The following is a 26,612-nucleotide window of genomic DNA, read 5'->3' as shown; positions in this document are numbered from 1 at the left end:
GCCGAAAGGCGTAGTCGAAGGACAACAGGTTGAAATTCCTGTACCACCGTGAACCGTTATGAGCAATGGGGTGACGCAGAAGGATAGGGACGCGAACTGATGGAATAGTTCGTCCAAGCAGTGAGGCCGATGTGTAGGCAAATCCGCACATCATTAAGGCTGGGCTGTGATGGGGAGGGAAATTTATAGTACCGAAGGTCTTGATTTCATGCTGCCGAGAAAAGCCTCTAGCCAGGGAGAAGGTGCCCGTACCGCAAACCGACACAGGTAGGCGAGAAGAGAATTCTAAGGCGCGCGGAAGAACTCTCGTTAAGGAACTCGGCAAAATGACCCCGTAACTTAGGGAGAAGGGGTGCCTCGGTAGGGTTAATAGCCCGAGGGGGCCGCAGTGAATAGGCCCAATCGACTGTTTAGCAAAAACACAGGTCTGTGCGAAGCCGCAAGGCGAAGTATACGGGCTGACGCCTGCCCGGTGCTGGAAGGTTAAGGGGAGTGGTTAGCCGCAAGGCGAAGCTATGAACCGAAGCCCCAGTAAACGGCGGCCGTAACTATAACGGTCCTAAGGTAGCGAAATTCCTTGTCAGGTAAATTCTGACCCGCACGAATGGCGTAACGAATTGGGCGCTGTCTCAACGAGAGATCCGGTGAAATTTTAATACCTGTGAAGATGCAGGTTACCCGCGACAAGACGGAAAGACCCCATGGAGCTTTACTACAGCTTGATATTGGACTTTGGTACGGACTGTACAGGATAGGTGGGAGCCTTAGAAGCCTGAGCGCCAGCTTAGGTGGAGGCACCGTTGGGATACCACCCTGTTCGTATCGGAGTTCTAACCTAGGACCGTTACCCGGTTCGGGGACAGTGTCAGGTGGGTAGTTTGACTGGGGCGGTCGCCTCCTAAAGAGTAACGGAGGCGCCCCAAGGTTCCCTCAGAATGGTTGGAAATCATTCGAAGAGTGCAAAGGCATAAGGGAGCTTGACTGCGAGACCTACAAGTCGAGCAGGGACGAAAGTCGGGCTTAGTGATCCGGTGGTACCGCATGGAAGGGCCATCGCTCAACGGATAAAAGCTACCCTGGGGATAACAGGCTTATCTCCCCCAAGAGTCCACATCGACGGGGAGGTTTGGCACCTCGATGTCGGCTCATCGCATCCTGGGGCTGAAGTAGGTCCCAAGGGTTGGGCTGTTCGCCCATTAAAGCGGTACGCGAGCTGGGTTCAGAACGTCGTGAGACAGTTCGGTCCCTATCTGTCGCGGGCGTAGGAAATTTGAGAGGAGCTGTCCTTAGTACGAGAGGACCGGGATGGACATACCGCTGGTGTACCAGTTGTTCTGCCAAGAGCATCGCTGGGTAGCCAAGTATGGAAGGGATAAGCGCTGAAAGCATCTAAGCGTGAAGCCCCCCTCAAGATGAGATTTCCCACTTTTGGTAAGACCCCTTGAAGACGACGAGGTTGATAGGTTCGGGGTGGAAGTACAGTAATGTATGGAGCTGACGAATACTAATAGGTCGAGGGCTTATCCTAAATAAGCAAGATGATTCGAAGTGACGATTTACCTTTCACGATCAGTTTTCAGGGCGCAAGTCTTGAATTTCTATCTTGAATCACTTATAATACGGTGGACAAGTGTGAAACCTGCCTTAAACGTGGGGAGATACCCAAGAGGCCGAAGGGGACGCTTTGCTAAAGCGTTAGGGTGTCACAGCCGCGAGGGTTCGAATCCCTCTCTCTCCGCCATGATTTTTTAAGTGAATAGTGTGGCGGTGTAGCTCAGCTGGCTAGAGCGTACGGTTCATACCCGTGAGGTCGTGGGTTCGACTCCCTCCGCCGCTACCACAAATCTTATCTTTAATATACCCATATGGACGCTTAGCTCAGCTGGGAGAGCATCTGCCTTACAAGCAGAGGGTCGGCGGTTCGATCCCGTCAGCGTCCACCATTATTTTGCCGGTGTAGCTCAGTTGGTAGAGCGGCTGACTTGTAATCAGTAGGTCGGGGGTTCAAGTCCTCTCGCCGGCACCATGTAAAAATTTGAGGAGCTGTGGTGTAGAGGCCTAACATGCCTGCCTGTCACGCAGGAGACCGCGGGTTCGAATCCCGTCAGCTCCGCCATTTTTACTCTAGTAAGTGGAGGAATTAACTCCTACACTTTATTTTTTTGTCGAAAACCGCATATATTGCGGCTCGGTAGCTCAGTCGGTAGAGCAGAGGACTGAAAATCCTCGTGTCGGCGGTTCGATTCCGTCCCGAGCCACCATGTAAATCATGGAGGATTAGCGAAGTGGCCAAACGCATCAGACTGTAAATCTGCTCCCTTACGGGTTCGGTGGTTCGAATCCATCATCCTCCACCATTTACGAGCCATTAGCTCAGTTGGTAGAGCACCTGACTTTTAATCAGGGTGTCGTAGGTTCGAGTCCTACATGGCTCACCAGTTTTTAATTTTCAAACTTCAGTGAATATCTGAAGTTTTTTTGTTTTTTATAAAATAGTTGAGATTAGTTCACTATTTAATTACATATTTGGAATGGAAAAAGGCTTGTGAACTACTAATCACAAGTCTTTTTTGTGTTTATTTTAATAGAAAGCAATATGGACGGGTTGTGTTTGTCATTACGAGGTTAACATGTGTTAAAATACAATCAATTGTGATGTTAAAATGTGATGTAAAGTAGGCTGAGCAAAATGAATTTAGATTTTGTGACAGAAAAGCTTAAACAAATTAGCGGAGTAGAAATATCGGTACAACATTTGTCGATAAAGCAATGGCGAAAGTTGCAGGAAAAAGCCCAGCCTTATACAGATGGAGAACTAGTTGTTGGAGTTCGTATTAATGATCTTATTTATTATAAATGGAACGAAGAAGAAGACATGATAACGTTTTTGCTTGCTTCAGAAGCCACGCTGTCAGCGTCAGAATTACAGCTGATGGACTGGTTGATTCGTGTAGAGCGACCACTAAAAAATACTTCATTGCGCGCAGCGGATGAGGTAAAGGTACAGGCTACTCAGCTATCCTCATGGATTCATGAGCAATTGGAGCTGCGACAACTTGGGTCAGAAGTACCTGATACGCTGCAATTAAAAAAGAGGCTGTGTGCAGAGTTTGTTCCTTTTTTGCTTATATCCGACCATGGAAGGGACACTGACTATGCAGAGTTATATAAGCTGCTACGTTCCTATTTTGGAGGAGAGTACGTACTTATACCGCTTGAAGAAAAAGAATGGTTAATACTTTGCCCACACTCGCTAATATGGTCGAGTGAACAAGATGAGGAAACGGACGAAATGGAGTCTATTGAAGATACATTGACTTCATTTTGCCTTGGATTATATGAGTTGTTAGCTAGTGAGTGGATAGGAGATAGTCAATTATCTGTTGGTTATACTACTATTCCAAATAAAGGGCTGCCTGGTGTGGTGTCTCAACTTCGTGAGACGATATATTTAGGGCGAACTTTTCATGTGGCAGATAATATTCATTTACCGTGGGAGCTTCATTTAGAGCGGCTCGTGTTCAGCATTCCTGAGCAGGTACGTAAGCAATTTTTAGAACGTGTCGTTACGAAAGGGCGCAGTTTTGTCGATGAGGAGACGATGGCCACGGTCGTAACCTTTTTTCAGCACAATTGTAGCGTTAGTGAAACGGCGAAGCGTTTATACATTCACCGCAATACGTTGCTGTATCGTTTAGATAAGCTAAAGCAAGATACGGGGCTTGATGTGCGGAGTTTTTCAGATGCGGTATTAGTAAAGTTGATTTTGCTATTGTACAAAGTGACAAACTAAGGGGATATATTTTTGTGCATGATGTGCATAGCCATGTAAGCGTTATTTCGTTAAGATGTAAGTAACAAGTAACCGATTACATTCAACGTATACTGAGGGGGAAACGATCATGGCAGGCGTACGCTTAGAAAATATTTTCAAGAAATACCCGGGTGCAGATAAGGCAACAGTTAAAGATGTTAACTTGGACATTAAAGACAAGGAGTTTTTGGTCCTTGTAGGTCCATCGGGTTGCGGTAAATCAACGACATTGCGTATGATTGCAGGTCTTGAAGAGATTTCTGAAGGAAAATTGTTTATTGGTGACCGCCTTGTTAACGATGTTGCGCCAAAAGACCGTGACATTGCGATGGTATTCCAATCTTATGCGTTGTATCCACATATGAACGTGTATCAAAATATGGCGTTTGGTTTGAAATTGCGTAAGTTCAAAAAAGATGAAATCGACAAACGTGTTCGTGAAGCTGCGAAAATTCTCGACATCGAGCACTTGCTTGACCGCAAACCAAAGGCGTTGTCTGGTGGTCAGCGTCAGCGTGTTGCGCTTGGTCGTGCAATCGTTCGTGAGCCACAAGTATTCTTGATGGACGAACCGCTTTCTAACTTGGATGCAAAATTGCGTGGCCAAATGCGTGCTGAGATTTCGAAATTGGCGAAGCGTTTGCAAACGACAGTTATTTACGTAACGCATGACCAAATCGAAGCAATGACGATGGGTGACCGTATCGTTGTTATGAAAGACGGTATCATTCAACAAGCGGCAGCTCCAGATGTGTTGTACAACCATCCAGTGAATATGTTCGTTGCAGGCTTTATTGGCTCGCCAACGATTAACTTCGTCAACGGTACTTTAACTGAAGAGGGCGGCGAACTTCGCTTTAAAGCACCTGGCTTGAACGTTGTCGTTCCAGCAGGTAGAGCGCAAGCCTTGAAAGAGAAAGGCTACGTTAGCAAAGAAGTTATTCTCGGCGTTCGTTCTGAAGATATTCACGAAGAGCCTGTATTTTTGGAAGCATCGCCACACAGCCAGTTCACAGCTACTATTGAAGTTGCTGAGAACTTGGGTCACGAGATGTTGCTCTACTTGAACGGTGTAGGCAACAGCAGCGTTATCGCTCGTGTAGACGGTCGCTCCAACGCTAAGGAAGGCCAAACTGTGAAGCTTGCAATCGATATGAACAAAATTCACGTGTTTGATAAAGATTCCGAATTGAACATTTTCGAGAGCTAATTATAAATAAATTAGATCGCATATAAGCGTGAATCTAAAAGAACTACAAAAAAAGGGTGCCTCGCAAGTCAACGACTTGGGAAGCACCCTTTTTGGTGTACCTATGTGCGATTAAGTTTGAGCGGACACGCCTTTTTGCTTGTTGAAAAATGAAAAATTACGACTTCTTATTAGTCCGTCTAAACCGATTGAGCCAGCTTGATGGAGCGATATAAGGATGAGCAACGAAGCGATAATCATCGTTGGGTTAAGGCTAACGGAACCACTAAGGAAGAAGGCATAATTCATCATGAATCCGAAGAAGGCGGCTGTTTTGGTGAACAGGCCGACGATAAGTCCGATTCCTACAAGCAATTCTCCGACGGGAACGATGAAGTTAAAGATTTGGATGTTAGGCATAACGACGGACTCCAAAAATTGTCCCCACCAATCTGGAATAGATGGTTTGGCACCTTGGGATTTTTCTATTGCACCAGAAATATATTGAGTGGCATCAAAGTTCCCTTTTTGCAATTTATTTAATGCGGCTTTAAACCAATACCAACCTAACATAACTCTTACGACAATTAAAAGCCATTTTACGACGACATTTTTCCGAGCAAATTCTATCATCTATAAACTCTCCTCTATTCCAAATAGACAGCGCTTTAAGTTTTATATTGAATTTTTTATAGAGCAAGAGACTGTCCGCTAGTAGTATCAACTAATTCCCTAGCACGGACAGCCCTCTTGCTATTCTAGTGAATTACAGACTGTTCAATGAATTACGAACGGGTTGTGAGAACCCAAAGCCGGACACTTGATCCCAGTTGATGGACCATGTCATGACTCCAGGGAAGGCTGAATAGCCAGCTGGATTACGCAGTACATAGGCACCACCATAGCTTTGACCCTTAACAAGATATTTCAGTGCTTTATCAATATCAGCTGGGGTTGTGTACCCTCCTGCAGGAGCAGCACGCGGTATTGATGGTAATCCGAAACCTACTTGATCCGCACGTAAAGCAGGGAACTTGTTCGCCTGATTGTTGGCAATTGGGAAGCCTTGCAACAACATTTCAGTCATGGCAACTTGGAAATCAGGTGTGCCTTGGCTATAAGTACGGCCATCAAGAGCTGTGATGCCACCTGTGTTATAGTGCTGAACATGGATAATGTTCAGTCTGTCTTTGAAGGCGTAAATGACCGGCAAGTAGGCACCCCATGGGCCGCCGTATGCAGTCATGCCACCTTGAACATAAGCTGTTTCTGGAGCCATTGTCAGTAAGAAGTCAGGGCCTTTTTGGCTTAATATTTCACGAACAGAAGCGATGAGGTTAGCGATCTTAGGTGTCGTTGGGTTACGGAAATCCGTATCTCCACCATTTAAAGCGAGTGAGCTACCTTCCAAGTCGATGTCTATACCGCTAAAGCCATATTCATTAATGATGGCGGTCATTGTACGAGTGAAGTTCAGTCTGGCTGCATTATCTACTAATTCAACTGCACCGTCTGCGCCGCCAATTGAGATGTTTACTTTTTTACCTTGTGCTTTAAGTGCGGCAATGTCAGCAATGAATTGCTCTTTGGTTGCGTTGTACGGTGTGAATCCCATTGTTGCCCGATCTGCTGCAATCGGCTCTGCAAAGGCAACGTTAATGATGTCGTAGTGTGGAGATACATCTTTCAAACGAATATTCGCTGAACCATTGTTAAAGTTGTGCCAATATCCGATCAGTTTGCGTGTGCTTGTGCCTGGATTTGTAGGATTTGTAGTTGCTGTAACTACAGCGCTGTCGCCAGAACGGTTGCCAGCGGCATCTAGGGCACGTACGACTAAGCTATAAGCTGTACTTGCAGTTAGGCCTGCTGCTGTCCAAGTTGTGCTGCTTGTTGTTCCAGCAAGTTGTCCGTTTAATAACACTTCATATTGTGTGACGGCGATGTTGTCTGTGGAGGCATTCCAAGTGATTGTTAAGGAAGTAGAAGTCTTGTCGGTAAGCTGGACATTTGCTGGTATGCTAGGAGCCTCTACATCATTAGGTGCACCAGGTGTAGAAATCGTGATGATATTGCTTGCTGGAGATACGTTGCCGGCTGCATCAGCCGCTTGTACGGAGAATGTGTAGTTCGTGTTAGCAGTCAGCCCACTTGCAGTAAACGTTGTACTTGCGGATGTACCGACTTTGAGTGTGCCGTTCCATACATGATAAGAAGTTACACCTACATTATCTGTAGCTGCTTGCCAGCTAAGTGTGACTGAATTATGAGTGACGGCTGTTGCTTGCAGCGTTTGTGGTGCGGTAGGTGGCGTGATGTCCACTGGAGGTTGACTGGTGCTCACTTTCCAGAGTGCAGGCACTGCAGCTGGTTCCCAGCCTACGAGTGAAGTGTGAGCAAGCGTACATTCGTAGGATTTATTTTGATAAGTGACCAGATCGCCTATCTTGTAGGCCGTGTTAGGTGCCCAAGCAGCTGGTGCGGCGGCTGAAGGTGTTTCTGGTGAAGCTGTGCCGAAAGCGGTTACAGGGATGAGTGAAAGAACGAGCACGCACATCAGGAGTACGGCAAGGCTTCGTTTTGCGAGTACTGATTTGAATAATGACATAATTTTAATCCTCCTTCATAAATGAAAATGTAGCGATCATTACAGCCATAGCTGCATGAGTGAGCGGCTTGTTCGAAACACCTCCTTAAAATGGTATAAGCATATATTCGCGTTGCATTTTGAAAACCCTGCTAAAAGTCGATCTAAATCCTTAAAAATCGACAATATTTTCTGTCGTAATCTGATGGGTTCTATCATAAAGGCAAGTTATCGACGAGTGGCTGAAAAAAGAAGGGATAACTATCTCCATTCGTTGAGTTCGTACCATGGGAACGTTGATTTCAATGTCATTTTCCATTACGATATTTACAATGAGGTAAACTGTGTCTTACAGCGGTGTATTGAGGTTGTTAGAGAGACAGAAGGTAGACAAACGCTAGCCGTAAGACCCAGATGACGAAGGAGTTGAACGACGATGGCCAAAAAAGTGAAAGTTTCCGAATTGGCGGAACAGTTCCATCTAGATGTGCTTGCAGGTGCTCCGGGACTGAAGCGGCCGATTACGGTTGATGATTTGCATCGTCCGGGATTAGAAATGGCCGGATATTTCGAGCATCATCCGAAAGAGCGGGTGCAATTGCTCGGGAAGACCGAGCTAGATTTTTTTGAAACGCTGCCTAATGAGGTGCGCCTGGAGCGCATGAGTCATTTTTGTTCGGAAGATATGCCGTGCATTATCGTTACCCGCGGCTTAGAGGTGCCAGAAGAATTTATACAAGTTTGCAACGAGCATGATGTGCCTTTGATGCGATCTAATGCGGCTACGACCACTTTATCTAGCCGTATCACGAGCTATTTGGAGCGGAAATTGGCTCCAACTGCCACGATTCACGGCGTGCTAGTTGATGTGTACGGCGTTGGTATGCTCATTACGGGCGGAAGCGGGATCGGTAAGAGTGAGACCGCGCTAGAGTTGGTGAAGCGCAGCCATCGTCTTATTGCCGATGATGCGGTTGAAATTCGCCAGACAGCTGACAATCAGCTGCATGGTACAGCGCCTGAGCTTATCCGACATTTATTAGAGATTCGGGGAATTGGCATTATTAATGTAATGACTTTGTTCGGAGCAGGGGCAATTCGCAACAATAAGCGTATTAGTGTTGTTATTAAGCTGGAAAATTGGCAGCAAGATAAGCAGTATGACCGTCTCGGCTTGGATGAAGAGGTGACTCGCATTATTGATACGGATGTGCCACTCGTGACAATTCCGGTACGCCCAGGTCGTAACTTGGCGGTCATCATTGAGGTGGCGGCCATGAACTACCGCTTGAAGCGTATGGGATATAACGCGGCGCTTCAATTTACGAATAAGCTTACGGAAACGATTGCAGAAGATATGGATGATTTTGATTGAGTGAGGGGTGGAATTTAAAAGATGGGGACGATGTTGCTAAATCCAATCGCGCTTGAGTTGGGGCCGCTTGCTGTACACTGGTATGGACTTATACTAGGTACAGCAGCGCTAGTAGGGCTTCTGCTGGCGATTCGCGAAGGAAAACGCTTCGGTATTTCGCAGGACTTCTTTATGGATTTGCTGCTATTCGGTGTTCCTTCCGCCCTTATTGGCGCGCGCGCCTATTATGTCGCGTTCAAGTGGGAACAATACAAGCATGATTGGACTGAAATATTCAAGATTTGGAATGGCGGCATTGCGATATATGGCGCACTTATTGGTGCGGTCGTATGTGCAGTCATTTATGTACGTAAAAAGGGATACAGCTTTTGGCGCATCGCAGATATTTGTGCGCCATCCTTGCTGATCGGACAAGCGATTGGCCGCTGGGGCAACTTTGTTAATCAAGAGGCATATGGTGGCCCGGCCGAAGAATCTTTTTTGCGCAACGTACTGCATCTACCTGACTTTATCGTCAACCAGATGAACGTAAACGGAGTGTTCCATCATCCGACATTTTTATATGAATCGCTATGGAACTTTGTCGGTGTGTTGCTGTTGTTCGGCTTACGTCGCTTGCGTACGGTGAAAAACGGTGAGTTGTTTATTGGCTATTTGATATGGTATTCAGTAGGTCGTTTCTATATTGAGGGATTGCGTACGGATAGCTTAGCTTATCAAGGAAGTGAGTGGATGGCGTCGTTCGTAAACGCACTCTGGTCTCCTATGACAGCGTTGTTCGAACAAGGTTATTTGAATCCCGATTACGGAAATGTCCGTATTTCGCAACTAGTTGCCATTTTCCTTGTGTTAGCAGGAATTGCTTTAATTATTGTTCGACGCGTCACAGGTAAGGCTAACGTGTCTTACAGTGCCCCAATCGTTTCGACGTTGGGCAATGCTGATGTTAAAGATGCTAAACATGTTAAAGGCGCAAAAGACGCAAAAGACGCAAAAGATAATGTAGTGAAAAGTGAGAAGGCAAAGCCCAATCAAGATCAGTCTTCAAGTTCAGGTTCAAATCATACAACTGAGAGCAATGATAGTGCACACAAAAAGGAGAACTGAACGTTATGATTCAAACCGTTTTGTTTGATCTGGACGGAACCATTATTGATACAAATGAGCTTATTATAGAAACATTTTTGCACGTATTAAAAGATGTTGCTCCAGAGCCACTGACACGGGAACATCTAATTCCAAGTATGGGAATGCCGCTTGAATATCAGATGCGATTGTTCAGTAAGCGTGAACAGGTGGACGATTTAACGGCAGCTTATCGGGCATATAATTTGACTCGTCACGATGAGTTAGTGCGCGAGTTCCCAAATGTGTCCGAAGTGATAGAGCGATTGCATCAAGCGGGCATTACGCTTGGCGTCGTCACGACGAAAGTACGACCATCTACAGAGCGGGCCTTGCGGATGTTTGGCTTGTTTGAGCAAATGGCGACAATTGTCACCATTCAAGATGTAGAGCATGCGAAGCCGCATCCTGAACCGGTGCTGCGTGCGATTGAGCTGTTGGGAGCTGACCCAGCGACAACGTTGATGGTTGGGGACAGCCCGGCAGACATTCAGTCCGCGAATGCGGCAGGGGCTATTTCATGCGGTGTTGCATGGTCACTAAAAGGAGAAGCGGTGCTTCGTCAATATGAGCCACGCCATATCATTCATGACATGCGCGATATATACGCGCTCGTCGGATTGGAGCGGGACGCAGGTGAGAAACGTTGAGCGGTATCCGGTAGAGGGACCGAACAGCTTGTGGCAAATATACCGTACGGTAAGTCCGTGGAAGGGTATGCGTAACTTTGTATGTATTCAATTGGCACGCTACTGCCCATCGCTGCGTGTAAAGCGCTGGATTTATTGTCGGTTGTTAGGTATGAAGGTGGGTCAATATACAGCGTTTGGCTTAATGGCGATGGTCGATGTCTTTTTTCCAGAAAAGATTGAAATCGGGGACAACTCTATTATTGGTTACAACGCAACGATATTGACGCATGAGTATTTAATCCACGAATATCGTCTGGGCAACGTGTACATTGGAAGCAATGTATTGATCGGGGCGAACAGCACGATTTTACCTGGTGTTACGATCGGAGATGGAGCAGTCGTTGCGGCAGGGACGGTCGTGCACAAAGATGTGCTTGCAGGGCAAATGGTTGGCGGCAATCCGATGCAAGTGATTCGATCGGTAAGCAGCGAGGCAAGTGCGACGGTGTAAGCATATAATCAAAATAACTTACAGCAGCCTTAGCTTGGATATTATCCGAGTTAAGGCTGTTTTTTAATTCTTACCTTTTTCTTAAGGCTACCAAATCGTGTAACAAATAGATGTTAAACTGCGTTGATAAATTACAGTATTGAAATGAACAATGACAAAGCAGGAGAAATATGCTAATTTCTTTTAGGGGGGATGGATGTCTCGCTGCTCGTCAAAAAATTCAGCGAAAAAGAGGGAAGATGGCTCATGTTGATGAAACGCACGGTTGCTATAGTCGTGATGGTAGTACTGCTATTTACGACTTTAAATATGGAGACTTCTGGTGCTAACGCTCTAACCTACCATATGTCTTGGGAAGATAAGCGTTGGAAAAATGGTAAAGCAGTTAAGGTAGGCAACGAATGGTATGTCCCTGTTGACGCTTTGTCTGAAGCATACGGTGTAAAAGTAGCAACCAGCAATCACAACAAGACACTACAACTACTTTCGACGGACAATGAGAAATCAAAGTGGAAACATAGTCCCGTATACTACAGCAATGAAGTTGTTGTTCTGATGTATCATAATGTCGAGCCGAACCCTAATCACGTATCTATTATTTCGCCAGAACATTTTGAGAAGCATATGAAAGCAATACTGACGAATGGGTTTAATTTTATTACAATGGATGAGTATCGCGATTATATGTTGAAAGGGCGGCCAGTTCCGCCGAATGCGGTATTGCTGACATTTGATGATGGATATGAAACGTTCTATCCACATGTGTATCCAACGCTGCGCAAGTATAATATTCCGGCCACTAACTTTGTTATTGTGTCTACAATTAGCAATAACAAGACGGTAGGTAGACCTAAGCTGAAGTGGGAGCAAATGCGTGAGATGCAAAGAGGGGGTGTTACCTTCTTTAGCCATACATTTGACTCGCATTCGTATATGTCAGTTAATAAGAAGGGGACACAGCGTCCGATGTTGTTCCGTCCCGTTTATTTGAAAAAAGAAAAACGAATGGAAACAAGACAAGAATTTTTGAATCGTATTCGCACAGACTTGTCCAAAGCTGAGCAATTGCTAGAAAAGGAATTAGGCAACCGTTATTCGGCCTTAGCTTTTCCGTTTGGTGCATACAGCAAAGACGTGCTCGAAATTTGCCGCGAACTAGGGATTGAACTTACATTTACAATTAAACCAGGAATCAACAAGCGCCTAAATAAGAACGCATTTCGAATTAATGGTGGTAACCAAAAAATTTCGTCAGATGACTTAATCCTTTCGATGCGCAATCGTGGAGCGAAGTATCCACTGAAGGGTGCAAAGTCGAATTATAAAGTGTTATGGAATGGTGTAGAAGTTACCTTGAATAGCTCTCCGATCGTTCGAAAAGGGGAGTGGTACTTACCATTGAAACAATTAAACGACAAATTTGGTCTGAAATATGAACTTGATCGAAAAAAGGAGACAATTACACTGTTTCCCGGGAAATAATGACATAAAGCGAGAGGCTGCAACTGAAGGGGACGGAAAGTGAGTACATTCGACGATTCGTACCTCGGTTAGGGAGGGTACTACAGTGGCTAAAAAAGAAAATATTTCTTCGCTCTCTATTTATCGTGCATTGGCGATGCTTGCTGTCTTATTCATTCATGCAACATCGGAAGCAATAGCGAAGACAAAGGGTTCAGATTTGTTTTTCGGATATAACTTTATTAACACGTTCAGCAAGTTTGCCGTACCTTCATTTATTATGCTGACATGCTTCGTCTTGTTCTACAATTATGGAGGTAGAAAGCTAGATGGCTCTATGCTTACAGGATTTTATCGAAAAAGATTGAAATACATATTGCTCCCGTATTTTATATGTTCCATTTGTTTCTTTACCTTAATCCATTTTACGCATTATCCGAACCGCGAATTGGGTGATACGCTCAGTTCGTTGGCCATCAAGTTGTTGACAGGTTCGGCGTATACGCATTTGTATTACGTATTTCTTATTATTCAGTTCTACATCATATTTCCGTTAATGTTATTGGTGTTGCGTTCAACTCGCGTAGCCGCTTGGGCAATTCCAATCGGTCTCATTCTGCAATGGGGATTCGTCATTTGGAATAAGTACGACTTGCAAGTTACGAGCAAAGGAAGCTTGCTTATATCGTATGCGAGCTATGTGATGTTAGGAGCATACTTGGGGATATATTGGGATCGGGTTAAAGGCTGGTTCCAAGGTGGAATCGGCATAGATAGAGGACGTTATAGGCTGCAGACGGTGCTACTATGGCTAAGTTGGTTGACAGTCGGATTAGCGCATGTGCTGCTGTGGCATGCAACGCATCTTCATAAAGCAAGGGTGAACACCTTGTGGTACGAAGGTTTGTGGAACGTGCATTCGTTGCTTTCATGTATTGTGCTACTGCAAGCGGCGGCTTATATCGAACGAAAATGGTCGTCTTCAACGGTACAAAAAATTAGTAGGTTCGGAGACATGACCTTCGGTATTTACCTACTCCATCCGCTGTTCCTGCTAGTGTACAGGAGATTCCAATGGCATGACGGCGATCCGCTCTTGTACCCGTTGTATATTGCGGGGGCATTTGCAGTTGCGCTGTTTGTTACGTGGGCTGTAGTCGCTTTATTATATCGCTATGTGAAGTTTGCATGGATCTTTTTTGGAACAGGACCGAGACCGACAACTGTATCAATGGCGAAGCCAGATGCAGACGGTCGAACGTTAGGTGGATAAGCAATAATTTTCATACATAATGGCAAGTAAAATGATTGAAGAGGTCGTCTGCTGATGCAGGCGGCCTTTTTGTGTGAATCGTAAAAAGTGAGGAGCTAGAGAGAAGCTGATTTTTTGAAAAAGTGGGATTGGTAATGATTGACGGTCGTGAAGTTACATGATAATATTACCTTTAAAAATCTTCAATTTGCTAATAAGGTAACTTGTTAATATATTAACTCACTAAAGTAAAAATGGAGCGAGGTGGATGCCGTGACGAAGCCTAAAATGTTCGAAAAGCCGTCAGGGGTACGTGATTATTTGCCAGAGGCGGTTGTGAAGCTGCGTCATATTGAGAAGCAGTCGCTTGCATGTATGGAACGGTGGGGGTACAGGCAGATTATTACACCGACTATGGAATTTTACGATACGGTTGGAGCTGCCAGTTCAACATCTGATCATAAATTGTTCAAGTTGTTAAACCAGCGGGGTACTACGATGGTGCTGCGATCAGATGTTACGGCCCCAATTGCACGTATTGTTGCTTCCTTATTGAAGGAAGAAGCATTTCCAATCCGGCTTTCTTATCATGCGAATGTGTTCCGTTCCATGGAGGAGGAAGCGGGCAGAGAAGCGGAGTTCTATCAGACGGGTGCAGAGCTAATTGGTGATGCGACGGCAGAGGCGGATGCAGAAGCGATAGCTTTATCGATTGCGTGCTTGCAGGAGATAGGATTTGAGCGCTTTAAAGTTGCGATAGGGCATCTTGGCTTTATCGAATCTTTGTTTGAAGACACATTGTCGGGCAGTGTTGAAGCTCAAGCTCGTCTAAAAGATTGCCTCGTGCAGCGGGATGTCGTTGGCTACAGAGACTACGTCAGATCATTAGAAGTAGATGCGAGTGCAGTGGAACGGCTGGAAGCAGTGCTCCATTTGCGAGGTGGACGAATCGTCTGTGAGCGTGCGAGACAGCTCGTAACTGAGCCGATTGCGGCAGCGGCAATCGCCCATCTGGAAGAGGTGTGGAGTGTGCTGCAAGCTTACGGTGTAGAAGCTCATTTAATGCTCGATTTAACGATGGTAGGCGATTTTTCATACTATACGGGTACGATCTTTGAAGGTTATGTGGAGGATATAGGCTTTCCTGTTATGAGTGGTGGGCGCTATGACAATTTGCTTCAGCAGTTTGGACGGCAAGCTCCCGCAACAGGCTTTGCACTTAAAACGTCGCGTATTGTGGATGCCATTCAGGGCGAATGCACGGCATTCATTAACGGCAAGCCAATACACATTCAATATGATGCATCGCATCGTGAAGCAGCTTTAGCGGAGGCCACGCGCTTGCGTGGTGAAGGAAAGGTCGTTATTACTAAGCTCATTGATGGAGCGGTCAAAAATGGGGCAGCTAATGATGAGGTAGCTAATGAGGGGAAAGCAGGTGATGGAGCTTGCAAGATTGGCTAAAAGTTGCGATGCCGAAGGGCCGCATTTATAAACAAGCTTCCGCTTTGTTCCGAGAAGCGGGATTCTTCGTTCCAGAAGAGGAAGACGATTCGCGCAAGTTAAGAATTGATGTACCAGAAGCGGGTATGCAATTCATTATGGCAAAACCAGTAGATGTACCTACGTACGTAGAGTATGGGGTTGCTGATATAGGCATTGTCGGTAAAGACGTGTTGTTGGAGGAAAACAAAGACGTGTATGAACTGCTCGATCTGGGCATCGGGAGATGCAGAATGTCGGTTATCGGTCTTCCAGATTGGCAGCCTGCCATTCATCCACGAGTGGCAACGAAGTATCCGAATATAGCATCGAAATACTTTCGTGAACGAGGGCAGCAAGTGGAGGTCATTAAACTTAACGGCTCCATCGAGTTGGCGCCGCTTATTGGTCTTGCTGATCGGATTGTTGATATGGTGGAAACGGGCAAGACATTGCAGGAAAACGGACTCATTGAAATGGAAGAAATGTTCGGGATTACGAGTCGCCTCATTGCGAACCGAGTTAGTTACCGGATGAAAAGTGAATCGATACAAGCTTTATGCGACCGCTTGCAGTCCTTAACGACGGATTGCAAGTTGCGATAGTGGGTTGGGGGGAGCACGAAATGCGGATATTGAAAGCTTCTGAGTTCAGCTTAAATCGACAGGTTGATTACGGTACACCTAAGCAGTTGGAAACCGTAAAAAACATTTTACGCGATGTACGGGAAGAAAAAGATGCTGCCCTTCTGCGTTATACTGCCTTGTTTGACAAGGTGGAGTTAACAGCAGACCAATTGCTTGTACCTGATGCGTGTTATGCCGCTGCGTACACGCAGGTAGAGCCTTCGTTTATTGAGGCAATCCGACAGGCAGCCGCCAATATACGCACTTTTCACGAGCAGCAGAAGCGCCGCTCGTGGATGGATATTCAGCCGGACGGAACGATGCTCGGCCAAATTGTCCGCCCGTTAGCCCGCGTCGGCGTTTACGTGCCTGGAGGCAAGGCATCCTATCCATCGTCCGTGCTTATGAACGTCATTCCAGCACAAGTAGCAGGAGTGCGGGAAATTGTAATGGTTACACCGCCGGGAACGAACGGCCAAGAGGACATCGATCCGTACATCCTCGTTGCGGCGGCTGAGGCCGGTGTACGGGAGGTATATCGTGCAGGTGGGGCGCAAGCCATTGCTGCACTGGCGTATGGGACGGAGACGATACGTCCCGTCGATAAAATTTGCGGGCCAGGCAACATTTATGTGGCGTTGGCGAAGCGGGAAGTGTACGGCGTCGTCGATATCGATAGTATCGCCGGACCGTCCGAAATTGTCGTGCTTGCTGATAGCACAGCCAATCCGGCCTATGTGGCCGCAGATTTGCTCTCGCAGGCGGAGCACGACGAGATGGCGTCAGCGGTGCTAGTCACTGACTCGCCAGCACTGGCAACAGCTGTGGCGGATGAGGTTGCCTGCCAACTTGCAGAGTTGCCACGGCGTCATATTGCCGCGGCCTCGTTGGAGCACTACGGCGCCATTATTGTCGTAGATTCACTTGACGAGGGCGTGCAAATCGTCAATAAGTTGGCGCCGGAGCATTTGGAAATCATGACCGCCGACCCGATGAGCTGGGTCGGGCAAATCGAGAACGCTGGCGCTATATTTGTTGGCGCATATAGCGCGGAGCCGGTAGGCGACTATTTTGCAGGACCGAATCATATTATTCCGACGAACGGTACGGCACGCTTTGCGTCGCCGGTAGACGTCGATATGTTCATAAAAAAATCGAGTCTTATTCGTTATAGCAAGGAAGCACTGTTGCAGCATGGCTCTACGATTATGGAGCTGGCTCGGCGTGAAGGACTAGAAGGACATGCAAAAGCGATTGAGATACGCCTCCAAGCTGAAAGGAAGGTCGATTAGCCATGACAAACACAACGCAATCTGTCACAACTCGTTCCGCTACGATTGCCCGTAAGACGTATGAAACGGATATTTCGTTAGCCTTTGCAGTAGATGGACAAGGTCGCAGCAACATAGATAGCGGCGTTCCTTTTTTGAATCATATGTTGGATTTGTTCACAAAGCATGGATTGTTTGACTTAGAAGTTAAAGCGGTGGGGGACATTGATATTGATGATCACCATACGGTTGAAGATATAGGTATTTGTCTAGGGCAAGCGCTGCGTGAGGCGCTTGGCAACAAAGCAGGAATTAAACGCTATGCGTCTGTATTCGTGCCGATGGATGAGGCCTTGGCTCAGGTCATTATCGATGTAAGCAATCGGCCACACTTTGAATATCGAGCTGAATATCCTTCCACCCAGGTAGGCCGATTCTCGACAGAGCTCGTGCATGAATTTTTGTGGAAGCTGGCCCTAGAGTCTCGCATCACACTGCACGTCATCGTTCACTACGGTAAAAATACGCATCATATGATTGAAGCCGTATTTAAAGCGCTCGGCCGCGCAATAGATGAGGCTACAAGCATTGATCCACGTGTACAAGGAGTGCCATCCACGAAAGGGGTGCTCTAAATGATTGCGATTGTCGATTATGGTATGGGCAATTTGCATAGTGTGAGCAGGGCGGTTGAGCGACTTGGCTATAAGCCGACCGTAACGGCAAACAAAGATAGTTTATTGCAGGCGGATGGCATTATTTTGCCGGGGGTAGGCGCATTTGGTGATGCGATGGAAATGCTGCGTGCAAGCGGGCTCGACCATGTACTGCGGACGGCTGCGGAGCGGGGAATTCCGTTATTGGGCATCTGTCTAGGCATGCAACTTCTCTTTCATGAGAGTGAGGAATACGGCATTCATAAAGGCTTATCCTTACTTCCTGGTCGGGTCGTTCGTTTTGCAGGAGATTCGTACAAGGTGCCACATATGGGGTGGAATCAGGTCACATGGTTGCAACCCAGCAGCGTGCTTACGTCTTCTTTAGTAGAGGGTCACGTGTACTTTGTTCATTCTTATTATGTAGAGGTAGAAGAAGCTACTGATTTAATCGCAACCTGTCCATATGGGGGCGTAGAAGTGGCTGCAATTGTCGGGCGCAGCAATGTGTACGGCATGCAGTTCCATCCGGAAAAAAGCGGAGAGCTAGGTTTGCAACTGCTGCGGAGCTTTTTGGAGTTGTGTCATACAAGAGTACATGAAACACCTTGAATCGGTATAAATCAGTATGAATTATTATGAATCATTTTCAATTACCTTACATTAATGAAGAAAGAACTTCAGGAGGAATCAGAATATGGCCTCATTTACGATATATCCAGCTATTGATATACGCGATGGAAAATGTGTGCGGCTCGTTCAGGGTGATTATGGTCAGGAGACGGTATATAACGAATACCCGTTAGAGGTTGCACAACGATGGGCAGAGGAAGGGGCATCGTGGATTCATCTCGTGGATTTAGACGGTGCTAAAGCAGGTCAGCCCATAAATGACAAGTTAATAGCCTCTATCGCGCAGCAAGTAGATGCGCCTGTGCAGGTAGGCGGCGGCTTACGCACAGAAGCTGATGTAGAGCGAATGCTCGGTCTTGGCGTATCCCGCGTCATCATAGGTACGGCTGCCATTGAAAATCGCGACTTTGTTGAGCGAGTATTGGCTCTATACGGTGAACGTATTGCAATTGGTATAGATGCAAGAGACGGATATGTAGCGACGCGGGGTTGGTTAGAAACGTCTGCTGTTAAGGCGGAAGTGTTAGCTTCTGAGTTAGCGGCATGCGGGGCTCAGACGTTTATATTCACCGACATCTCGCGGGATGGGATGATGAAAGGCCCTAACGTGGAAGCAATTGTAGCGATTGCGCAAGCATCAGGCCGTCAGGTCATTGCTTCAGGAGGCGTCAGTAGGTTGGCTGATGTAGAGGCGTTGGCAGAACATGTTTCAGACGGCGTGAGCGGTGCTATTATTGGTAAGGCATTATATACGGGTGACATTTCACTGCGCGAGGCGGTGCAGAGAACTACGTAGGTCTGCGCAGGCCCGCATAGATATGGATAGATTTGCGGAGTTAGTATAGCTTTCTGCATGATGGAGAACGGGGAGGGATAACGCATGCTGACCAAACGAATAGTTCCTTGCTTGGATGTGAAAGACGGACGTGTTGTGAAGGGAGTCAACTTTGTTCAGCTCCGCGATGCGGGTGATCCCGTAGAGTTAGCTGCATTTTACGATCGAGAGGGTGCTGATGAGCTCGTCTTTCTGGATATATCTGCTTCTGTAGAAGGTCGGGCTACAATGATTGAAGTCGTGAGACAAACGGCTGGTGAGATTAGCATACCGTTTACCGTGGGTGGAGGAATTGCTCACGTTGATGATATGATGCGTATTTTACGTGCGGGTGCAGATAAAATCGGCATTAATACGGCCGCGGTACATAATCCCCAACTTATAACGGACGGAGCACGCAAGTTCGGAGCACAATGCATCGTAGTCGCTATAGATGCTCGATACAATTCAGATTGGAAGGAGTGGGAAGTGTATTCCCACGGTGGGCGTAAGTCTACAGGCATTCGCGCGGTCGCTTGGGCTCGCCAGGCTGAGCAGTTAGGAGCGGGCGAAATTTTGCTGACAAGTATGGATGCAGATGGCACGAAGGATGGTTTTGATCTTCAGTTGACGCGTACGGTTTCAGCAAGTGTGGGTATTCCGGTTATCGCCTCTGGGGGAGCGGGCAAGGCAGAGCATTTTACTTCGGCATTTGTAACAGGTGGGGCAGATGCGGCTTTGGCGGCTTCCATTTTTCATTATAAAGAGTTGTCTATTCATGATGTGAAAACAGAGCTGCGCGAAAAAGGGGTGCATGTGCGGTGAAAGAGACTCAAGGCAATGAACCAGTCAGCACGACAGCTATAGAGCAAGCGCAAGAACAAGGGCAAGATCAAGGAGCTTTGTTCAACATAGACTCTTTGATCGAACGGATCACATGGAATGAGCAAGGATTAGTACCTGCTGTTGTGCAGGACGCTGTAACTAAACAAGTCTTAATGGTTGCTTATATGAATCGACAGTCGTTGAAATTGACAGGCCGGACGGGCGAAACTGTATTTTGGAGCCGCTCGCGACAATCGTTGTGGCATAAAGGTGCCACTTCTGGGCATACACAGCGCATCATATCCATTACATTGGATTGTGATGCCGATACGCTACTGATTCAAGTCGTGCCGAACGGCCCTGCTTGTCATACCGGACAATATACATGTTTCTATGAAACGAGTACGGAGAACACCGTGTCTGATCCCGAGACGACTTCGGTATTATTTCAATTGGAACAAGTTATCGCTGATCGCGAGGCTGAACGACCTGAAGGATCTTATACGTCGTATTTATTTAATCAGGGTGTGGACAAAATATTAAAAAAATTAGGGGAAGAGTGCTCCGAGGTCATTATCGCTGCAAAAAATAATGACAACAACGAGCTGTGCAGTGAGGCAGGTGATTTGTTGTTTCACTTAATGGTTCTTCTGCGTGAGCGCAAGCTACCACTGAATGAGGTGTTGGCGCAATTGAAACAGCGCCATCAGGCGGTGCGAGCAGAACATTATAATGAACACGGAAAAATAAAAAATTAGTGTTAGCATCTCGAAGAAGCGGGATACTCATGACGTACACGTCTTCAAATGTTGTCTGTAGCGGGAACAAAGTGTACGAAATAGTGTTCGGCTTTTTTTTGTATGTGCAGGATGTGCAGTCGCTTTAAGCAGTTAAATTGCTAGGCATCGACTTTCGAGTTATAATGAAATGAGAATAATTATTAAATAAAAATAATACTCGATTGGGTGAGTCGATGTTCGCGGCTACTGTATGTAACTGCATCGTCACCTTCGCTTTTAGCCGCATAACGATAGCGTTCTGACGGCTTGTTGAAAGTTGAGGGATTTGCGTGTCATTATGTTATACTTATATGTATGAATATAACGATAACGTGTCAGGAGGTGCCTTGGCGATGGCAGAACAGACGCCACAACGAACGGGAAAAGATATGAGCAGATCTTCACTTAATTTAGTTCTATTCCCAGTTGACGCTGATGCGTATTCAGAGCGTGCAGTAAAATCGCTGGACCGGCTGCATTACGACAAGGCATTGAAATATTTTCGTAAGGCAGTTGAGTGTGAACCGAATGATCCTATACATCAATGCAATTTGGCAGGGGCATTGGCCGAAACAGGAAAGTTTGATGAATCTAATGACATATTAGAGCACGTATTGGATGAGTTAGATCCAATGATGGTCGAATGCTATTATTATATGGCTAACAATTTCGCCTACCTAGGGGAATTTGATACAGCTGAAGCGATGCTGAATATGTATATAACGTTAGATGGAAACGGTCAGTTCGCGCAAGAGGCAGAAGAAATGTTGGAAATGATTCATTATGAGATGAATCATCCATTAATGCCAAATAAGCGCGAGCGCGGAATTAAACAATTTAATTTAAAAGAAGGACGAGCTGCTTATCAGGCTGTTGATGGCGAAGAAGATGAACAAGTGGACGATGCGTCGGCTGTTGATCCGTCGTCACATGCAGATGAAGCTCCGAGTTCAGAACAAAATCATGAAGCGGCACGTAAACTGCTGGAGGCAGGCCAATTTATTGAGGCGGAAGCAATTCTGCTTCGTGCGATTGAGCAAGACCCCGACTTCTTAGCAGCGCGTAACAATTTGGCACTCGCTTATTACTATATGGGTCGTTTTCCTGAAGCGTGTAAAGCGGTAGAAGGTGTGTTGGAGCGTGATAGTGGCAACCTACATGCGTTGTGCAATTTTGCAGTGTTTCAGCGTCAGGCTAATAATGAAGATGTAGTGGCGGATATCGTGAAGGTCTTGTGCAAGATAGAGGCATTTCATCACGAGCATATTTTCAAGCTCGCGACGACGATGGGGATGTTGGATGAGCACGCTGAAGCGTATCGGCATTTGCGCCGCTTACTCGTGAAGGAGTCGCTTCGCGAGCCTAGCTTACATCACTATGCTGCTGTCGCAGCTTGTCACATGGGTCGCTTGGATGAAGCGGCGAAGTGGTGGGCGAAATGTAGGCGCCTTGATCCGGATTCAGGCATAGCTACTTATTTCCTAGAGCAGCTACAGCGTGGGGAAATTGGCGATGCGTATCCGATGCCTAGCTATCAGTACCGACTGCCAAATGAAGAGCTGAGTCAGCTCCATGCGACAGCGTCAGGTGCTGAGGTGGAGTCAGAAGAGGCGTTAGAGGCGAAGCTACAAGCTAAGATTAGGATGTTCAGAGCGAAAAATAGTGTGCCTGAAAGTATGCAGCAGACAACTTCCCCTAATGCGAACGTTGCCGAAGCTGAAGGCGGAGCCCTTGAACGGGAAGGTTCTACTTCACTAGCAGCAGAAGCAGGGCAGCCGTCCGTTGCTATGTTGTCAGCAACGGAAGAACGTTTGAAGTCTGACCCGATCGTGCGCTCCTCTTTGTTCTGGGCGCTGCGCTTCGGAGACGAAGCTGCAAAGATGCACGCTTTGCAAGCGATGCTGCTGCTCGGGGATGAAGAGGCAAAGCAAGCCCTACGTGGCTTATTGCTTGATCCAGAACAAGACGCCTACTTGAAGCAAGTGGCGGTCTATGTACTGCGCTCGCTCGGTGTAAACGATCCGCTCGAGGCTTCATGGAACGGGGAACATATCACCGTTACGAGCAACCATATTGCTAACCAGCTACCTACATGGGAAGTAGCTTGGCAAGAGGTGCTGAGTACGTTGCGTCTGCATATGAACGGACGATACGATCTGTTTCAAATGCACGATGCAGAGACACTCTGGATTGAATTTATTACGCGGTTGTACCCAGCGGATATTCCTAAGCTGACTAAGACAGCAAGCTGGGCCGCTGCGGTGGAATATTTATCGGCGAAGCTGCATCAGCAACCGGTTTCCTATCAGGAAGTGGCTGATCGGTACGAAGCGTCGGTGTCTACTATAAGTAAACATGCGAAACGTATAGAAGAAACGTGTCAGGTCGAAGCAAGACTAAAGTGTAAGCTCCCGCTTGGAGGAGAAACGCAATAGTGATGCAGGAGCTGTGATGCGTAGATGACTACTCGTTTCAAAGTGATAATAAATAAATTTCATTGATTACCACAAGGGAGGCCCTCTACGATGGCGAATAAAATTTACAAATCAGTTGTAATTGGTACAGGACCTGCTGGTTATACAGCTGCGATATACTTGGCACGAGCTAACCTAGAGCCGTTGGTCATTGAAGGACCACAGCCGGGCGGACAGCTAACAACAACGACTGATGTTGAGAACTTCCCAGGGTTCCCAGAAGGTATTATGGGCCCTGAATTGATGGATAACATGCGTAAGCAAGCTGAGCGCTTCGGCACTGAGTTTAAGACAGGCTGGGTAACGAGCGTAGACGTATCAAAGCGCCCATTCACACTTAAAATCGAAGGCGCAGACGATATTGTTGCAGAGACACTTATTATTGCAACAGGTGCATCTGCGAAGTATATGAACGTTCCTGGCGAGCAAGACAATATCGGTAAAGGTGTAAGCGCATGTGCGACATGCGACGGCTTCTTCTTCCGCAACAAAAAAATTGTTGTCGTTGGTGGCGGAGACTCTGCTATGGAAGAGGCTAACTTCTTGACACGCTTTGCAAGCGAAGTGACGCTCGTGCACCGTCGCGAAGAAATGCGTGCTTCGAAGATCATGCAAGATCGCGCGCGTGGAAACAGCAAGATCAGCTGGGCACTTAACCGTACACCACTCGAAGTTGAAGCATCAGGTATGGGCGTAACAGGCTTGAAAGTACGCAACAACGAGACAGGTGAAGAGGAAGTTATTAAAACGGACGGGTTGTTCGTAGCTATCGGCCATAAGCCGAACACAGACTTCTTGCAAGGCAAGGTTGAATTGGACGCGCAAGGTTATGTCATCGTTAAGCCAGGCACCTCGGAGACGAGCATTCCAGGCGTATTCGCAGCAGGAGATGTACACGATACGAAGTATCGTCAAGCGATTACGGCTGCAGGTTCTGGTTGCCAAGCGGCGCTTGATGCTGAGAAGTTTCTTGAGGGAAATGCAACGCACGACTGGAGCGGAAATTAATTGCGATTTCACTATATGAAGCGGAGCTAGGCGGGGACAGAACATAGCTGTCTCGGCCGCTGGCAGACGCGTGAAGAGGCAGGGACGCCGTGTCCCTGCCTGCTTCTATTTGGCGTAATGGCAGGGGTTCCCGTTCTCTTGACCTGACTAGTGGGTTCGCGTATAGTTGGAACAGAAGTATCATACGATTACGAATAAAAAGGTGGATGACGCATGTCTGAACAAATCTACGTAGGTGTCGATTTGGGAGGTACCGCAATAAAGGTTGGCATCTGTGATGCAGAAGGTAAGTTGATGCATACTTATGAAGGTCCGACCGAAGTACCGTTAGGTCCTGAAACGGTCATCAATAACATCGAGAAATACGTTCGTCATATCGTTGAGGAGTCCCCTTATGATTGGGAACAAGTAGCGGGCATTGGAACAGGTGTTGCCGGTTTCACGAACGTGAAAGAAGGTATTGTCATTCTGGCTCCTAATGTTGGCTTTAAAGATGTGCCAATCCGTTCTATTTTGGAGGAGCGCCTCGGAAAACCGATTAAAATTGATAACGATGCAAACGTTGCTGCACTGGGCGAAGCGTGGAGCGGAGCAGGGGCAGGAATCGACCATTGTGTATGTTATACACTTGGTACGGGTGTTGGCGGAGGAATCATTATTGGCGGCAAAATTGTGCAAGGGTTTGCAGGCCTTGCTGGTGAGCTAGGTCATATGTCTGTTATCCCAGATTTGGAAGCGATTCAATGTGGTTGCGGTCAAATGGGATGCTTAGAAACCGTGTCTTCTGCAACAGGTATTATCCGTATGGCACAAGATGCTGTCGATCGTGGAGATCGTACATCTTTGTCTCTCGTGGAGAAGCTGACAGCGAAGGACGTTATTGACGCAGCAAAAGCAGGCGATGAAGTAGCAGCGCGTATCGTTAGCCGTGCTGCATTTTACTTGGGTAAATCGATGGCAGCTATTGCTGTAACGCTAAATCCAGAGCGTTTCATCATTGGCGGCGGAGTTTCGAAAGCAGGCGAATTCTTGTTTGAGCAAATTCGTGAGACATTTGCAAAATTGGCTCCGGAACCTGTCAAGCAAGGAGTTACGATTGTATCTGCCGAGCTTGGTAACGATGCAGGCATGATCGGAGCGGCTGGTTTATTTTTGCGTTCGTAATCAATCACTCAAGGGAGATGTCGAACGATGATTGAATCAACAGAATCAACGGCAGTTGCCAAGTTGGTCATTATTACAGGAATGTCCGGTGCGGGTAAGACCATAGCCGTGCAAAGCTTAGAAGACCTTGGCTTCTTTTGTGTGGATAATTTGCCACCAGTTCTTATACCTAAATTTGCTGAATTAATAGAGCAGTCCAAAGGTAAAATCGGCAAAGTAGCGCTCGTTATCGACTTGCGTGGTCGTGAATTTTTCACAGCTTTGTCCGAATCCCTTAATTATATCCGTGAACATTACACGATAAACTATGAGATTTTATTTTTAGATGCTACTGACGGTGTGCTCGTGCAACGTTATAAGGAAAGCCGTAGACGCCATCCATTGGCTCCAGAAGGCATGCCGCTTGATGGAATCAAGATGGAGCGCAAGCTGTTGGAAGACTTGAAAGGCTGGGCAAGTCAAGTTATTGATACGAGTAGCTTGAAGCCAGCTCAACTCAAGGAACGTATCGCATCGCGCTTTATCCATACGAGCCATAACACGATGTCTGTCAATGTGACATCATTTGGCTTCAAGTATGGTGTGCCGATTGATGCGGATCTTATTTTTGATGTTCGCTTTTTACCAAATCCGCACTATGTGGAGCAATTACGACCACGTACCGGACAGGACATTGAAGTATCGGATTACGTTATGAAATGGCCCGAAACGCAAACCTTTTTGACGAAATTGCTAGATATGCTCCATTTCCTTATTCCGCAGTACAAGAAGGAAGGAAAAGGACAAATCGTTATTGGCATAGGATGCACGGGTGGCAAACATCGCTCAGTGGCGATTGCGGAATATTTAGGTCGCACGATCGGCGCTAGCGACACGGAAGTCGTGCGTGTCAGCCACCGCGATGCCGAACGGGACCGACACTAGTAGGAGGTCG

General features: G+C 46.8%; 22 protein-coding genes, 8 tRNA genes and 1 rRNA gene (1 of these 31 running past the window's edge). 29 read left to right on the top strand and 2 right to left on the bottom strand.

What is annotated here, in order from left to right:
- The 11 genes from KIK04_RS09500 to KIK04_RS09450 form a co-directional block, all read left to right on the top strand.
- A 23S ribosomal RNA gene (locus KIK04_RS09500) occupies nt 1-1,528 on the top strand (it extends 1,406 nt beyond the left edge of the window).
- Nucleotides 1,529-1,652: 124 nt separating this feature from the next.
- Nucleotides 1,653-1,741: transfer RNA gene (locus tag KIK04_RS09495), tRNA-Ser, on the top strand.
- Between the two features lie 22 nt (nt 1,742-1,763).
- Nucleotides 1,764-1,840 (top strand) — tRNA-Met (locus tag KIK04_RS09490).
- 27 nt (nt 1,841-1,867) lie between these two features.
- Nucleotides 1,868-1,943: transfer RNA gene (locus KIK04_RS09485), tRNA-Val, on the top strand.
- Nucleotides 1,944-1,950: 7 nt separating this feature from the next.
- Nucleotides 1,951-2,026, top strand: a tRNA-Thr gene (locus tag KIK04_RS09480).
- Between the two features lie 13 nt (nt 2,027-2,039).
- A tRNA-Asp gene (locus KIK04_RS09475) sits at nt 2,040-2,116 on the top strand.
- A gap of 69 nt (nt 2,117-2,185) precedes the next feature.
- A tRNA-Phe gene (locus tag KIK04_RS09470) sits at nt 2,186-2,261 on the top strand.
- Nucleotides 2,262-2,271: 10 nt separating this feature from the next.
- A tRNA-Tyr gene (locus tag KIK04_RS09465) sits at nt 2,272-2,357 on the top strand.
- A 5-nt stretch (nt 2,358-2,362) separates the two neighbouring features.
- Nucleotides 2,363-2,438 (top strand) — tRNA-Lys (locus KIK04_RS09460).
- Between the two features lie 251 nt (nt 2,439-2,689).
- The gene (locus KIK04_RS09455; protein ID WP_232278010.1) at nt 2,690-3,793 is read left to right on the top strand and encodes a PucR family transcriptional regulator; all 1,104 of its coding nucleotides are present in this window, start codon (nt 2,690-2,692) and stop codon (nt 3,791-3,793) included.
- A 109-nt stretch (nt 3,794-3,902) separates the two neighbouring features.
- On the top strand, nt 3,903-5,024 hold the full coding sequence (locus tag KIK04_RS09450) for an ABC transporter ATP-binding protein (RefSeq protein WP_232278009.1): 1,122 nt from the start codon (nt 3,903-3,905) through the stop codon (nt 5,022-5,024).
- A 111-nt stretch (nt 5,025-5,135) separates the two neighbouring features.
- Here the strand turns inward: KIK04_RS09450 and KIK04_RS09445 are convergent, their stop codons facing one another.
- Nucleotides 5,136-5,636 carry a DoxX family protein gene (locus KIK04_RS09445; protein ID WP_232278008.1) on the bottom strand — a complete coding sequence of 167 codons (501 nt, stop codon included), beginning with the start codon at nt 5,634-5,636 and terminating at the stop codon, nt 5,136-5,138.
- 133 nt (nt 5,637-5,769) lie between these two features.
- Nucleotides 5,770-7,611, bottom strand: coding sequence for a chitinase (locus tag KIK04_RS09440; protein ID WP_232278007.1), 1,842 nt, complete (start codon nt 7,609-7,611; stop codon nt 5,770-5,772).
- Nucleotides 7,612-8,026: 415 nt separating this feature from the next.
- Between KIK04_RS09440 and hprK the strand changes: the two genes are divergently transcribed.
- From hprK to rapZ, 18 genes are all read left to right on the top strand, one after another.
- Nucleotides 8,027-8,965 (top strand): HPr(Ser) kinase/phosphatase, encoded by a 939-nt coding sequence (gene hprK / locus KIK04_RS09435; RefSeq protein WP_232278006.1) that lies wholly within the window; start codon nt 8,027-8,029, stop codon nt 8,963-8,965.
- Between the two features lie 21 nt (nt 8,966-8,986).
- Entirely contained in the window at nt 8,987-10,072 is a 1,086-nt protein-coding gene (gene lgt, locus KIK04_RS09430) for a prolipoprotein diacylglyceryl transferase (protein ID WP_232278005.1), read from the top strand.
- Nucleotides 10,073-10,077: 5 nt separating this feature from the next.
- Nucleotides 10,078-10,740, top strand: a complete 663-nt coding sequence (gene ppaX, locus KIK04_RS09425) for a pyrophosphatase PpaX (protein WP_232278004.1) — start codon at nt 10,078-10,080, stop codon at nt 10,738-10,740.
- On the top strand, nt 10,727-11,233 hold the full coding sequence (locus tag KIK04_RS09420; protein WP_232278003.1) for an acyltransferase: 507 nt from the start codon (nt 10,727-10,729) through the stop codon (nt 11,231-11,233). Before ppaX ends, KIK04_RS09420 begins: the two co-directional genes overlap by 14 nt.
- Nucleotides 11,234-11,479: 246 nt before the next feature.
- Nucleotides 11,480-12,715: a polysaccharide deacetylase family protein gene (locus KIK04_RS09415; RefSeq protein ID WP_232278002.1), complete on the top strand. Its 1,236-nt coding sequence runs from the start codon at nt 11,480-11,482 to the stop codon at nt 12,713-12,715.
- Between the two features lie 85 nt (nt 12,716-12,800).
- Nucleotides 12,801-13,967, top strand: coding sequence for an acyltransferase (locus KIK04_RS09410; protein ID WP_232278001.1), 1,167 nt, complete (start codon nt 12,801-12,803; stop codon nt 13,965-13,967).
- Between the two features lie 252 nt (nt 13,968-14,219).
- Nucleotides 14,220-15,410: an ATP phosphoribosyltransferase regulatory subunit gene (locus KIK04_RS09405; RefSeq protein ID WP_232278000.1), complete on the top strand. Its 1,191-nt coding sequence runs from the start codon at nt 14,220-14,222 to the stop codon at nt 15,408-15,410.
- Nucleotides 15,395-16,033, top strand: coding sequence for an ATP phosphoribosyltransferase (hisG, locus tag KIK04_RS09400; RefSeq protein WP_232277999.1), 639 nt, complete (start codon nt 15,395-15,397; stop codon nt 16,031-16,033). The genes KIK04_RS09405 and hisG overlap by 16 nt, the downstream gene beginning before the upstream one ends.
- A 20-nt stretch (nt 16,034-16,053) precedes the next feature.
- A complete protein-coding gene (hisD, locus tag KIK04_RS09395; RefSeq protein ID WP_232277998.1) occupies nt 16,054-17,346 on the top strand; it encodes a histidinol dehydrogenase in 1,293 nt (430 codons plus the stop codon).
- Between the two features lie 2 nt (nt 17,347-17,348).
- Complete coding sequence (gene hisB / locus KIK04_RS09390) at nt 17,349-17,960, top strand: imidazoleglycerol-phosphate dehydratase HisB (protein WP_232277997.1); 612 nt, start codon at nt 17,349-17,351, stop codon at nt 17,958-17,960.
- Nucleotides 17,961-18,593: an imidazole glycerol phosphate synthase subunit HisH gene (hisH, locus tag KIK04_RS09385; RefSeq protein WP_232277996.1), complete on the top strand. Its 633-nt coding sequence runs from the start codon at nt 17,961-17,963 to the stop codon at nt 18,591-18,593.
- 85 nt (nt 18,594-18,678) lie between these two features.
- Nucleotides 18,679-19,410: a 1-(5-phosphoribosyl)-5-[(5-phosphoribosylamino)methylideneamino]imidazole-4-carboxamide isomerase gene (hisA, locus tag KIK04_RS09380; RefSeq protein WP_232277995.1), complete on the top strand. Its 732-nt coding sequence runs from the start codon at nt 18,679-18,681 to the stop codon at nt 19,408-19,410.
- An 84-nt stretch (nt 19,411-19,494) separates the two neighbouring features.
- Nucleotides 19,495-20,253: an imidazole glycerol phosphate synthase subunit HisF gene (gene hisF / locus KIK04_RS09375; protein ID WP_232277994.1), complete on the top strand. Its 759-nt coding sequence runs from the start codon at nt 19,495-19,497 to the stop codon at nt 20,251-20,253.
- Nucleotides 20,254-20,330: 77 nt separating this feature from the next.
- Nucleotides 20,331-21,011, top strand: a complete 681-nt coding sequence (hisIE, locus tag KIK04_RS09370; RefSeq protein WP_232278667.1) for a bifunctional phosphoribosyl-AMP cyclohydrolase/phosphoribosyl-ATP diphosphatase HisIE — start codon at nt 20,331-20,333, stop codon at nt 21,009-21,011.
- A 374-nt stretch (nt 21,012-21,385) separates the two neighbouring features.
- Entirely contained in the window at nt 21,386-23,467 is a 2,082-nt protein-coding gene (locus KIK04_RS09365; RefSeq protein ID WP_232277993.1) for a tetratricopeptide repeat protein, read from the top strand.
- Between the two features lie 102 nt (nt 23,468-23,569).
- Nucleotides 23,570-24,514, top strand: a complete 945-nt coding sequence (trxB, locus tag KIK04_RS09360) for a thioredoxin-disulfide reductase (RefSeq protein WP_232278666.1) — start codon at nt 23,570-23,572, stop codon at nt 24,512-24,514.
- Between the two features lie 213 nt (nt 24,515-24,727).
- Nucleotides 24,728-25,678, top strand: coding sequence for an ROK family glucokinase (locus KIK04_RS09355; protein ID WP_232277992.1), 951 nt, complete (start codon nt 24,728-24,730; stop codon nt 25,676-25,678).
- A 27-nt stretch (nt 25,679-25,705) separates the two neighbouring features.
- Nucleotides 25,706-26,602, top strand: a complete 897-nt coding sequence (rapZ, locus tag KIK04_RS09350) for an RNase adapter RapZ (RefSeq protein WP_232277991.1) — start codon at nt 25,706-25,708, stop codon at nt 26,600-26,602.
- Nucleotides 26,603-26,612 lie beyond the last annotated feature (10 nt).

Origin of the sequence: Paenibacillus sp. 481, from assembly GCF_021223605.1 — a bacterium.
In the GTDB taxonomy this organism is placed as follows: domain Bacteria; phylum Bacillota; class Bacilli; order Paenibacillales; family Paenibacillaceae; genus Paenibacillus_B.
Note: the sequence above shows the minus strand (reverse complement) of the source record. Positions and strands in the feature narration are given on the sequence as shown.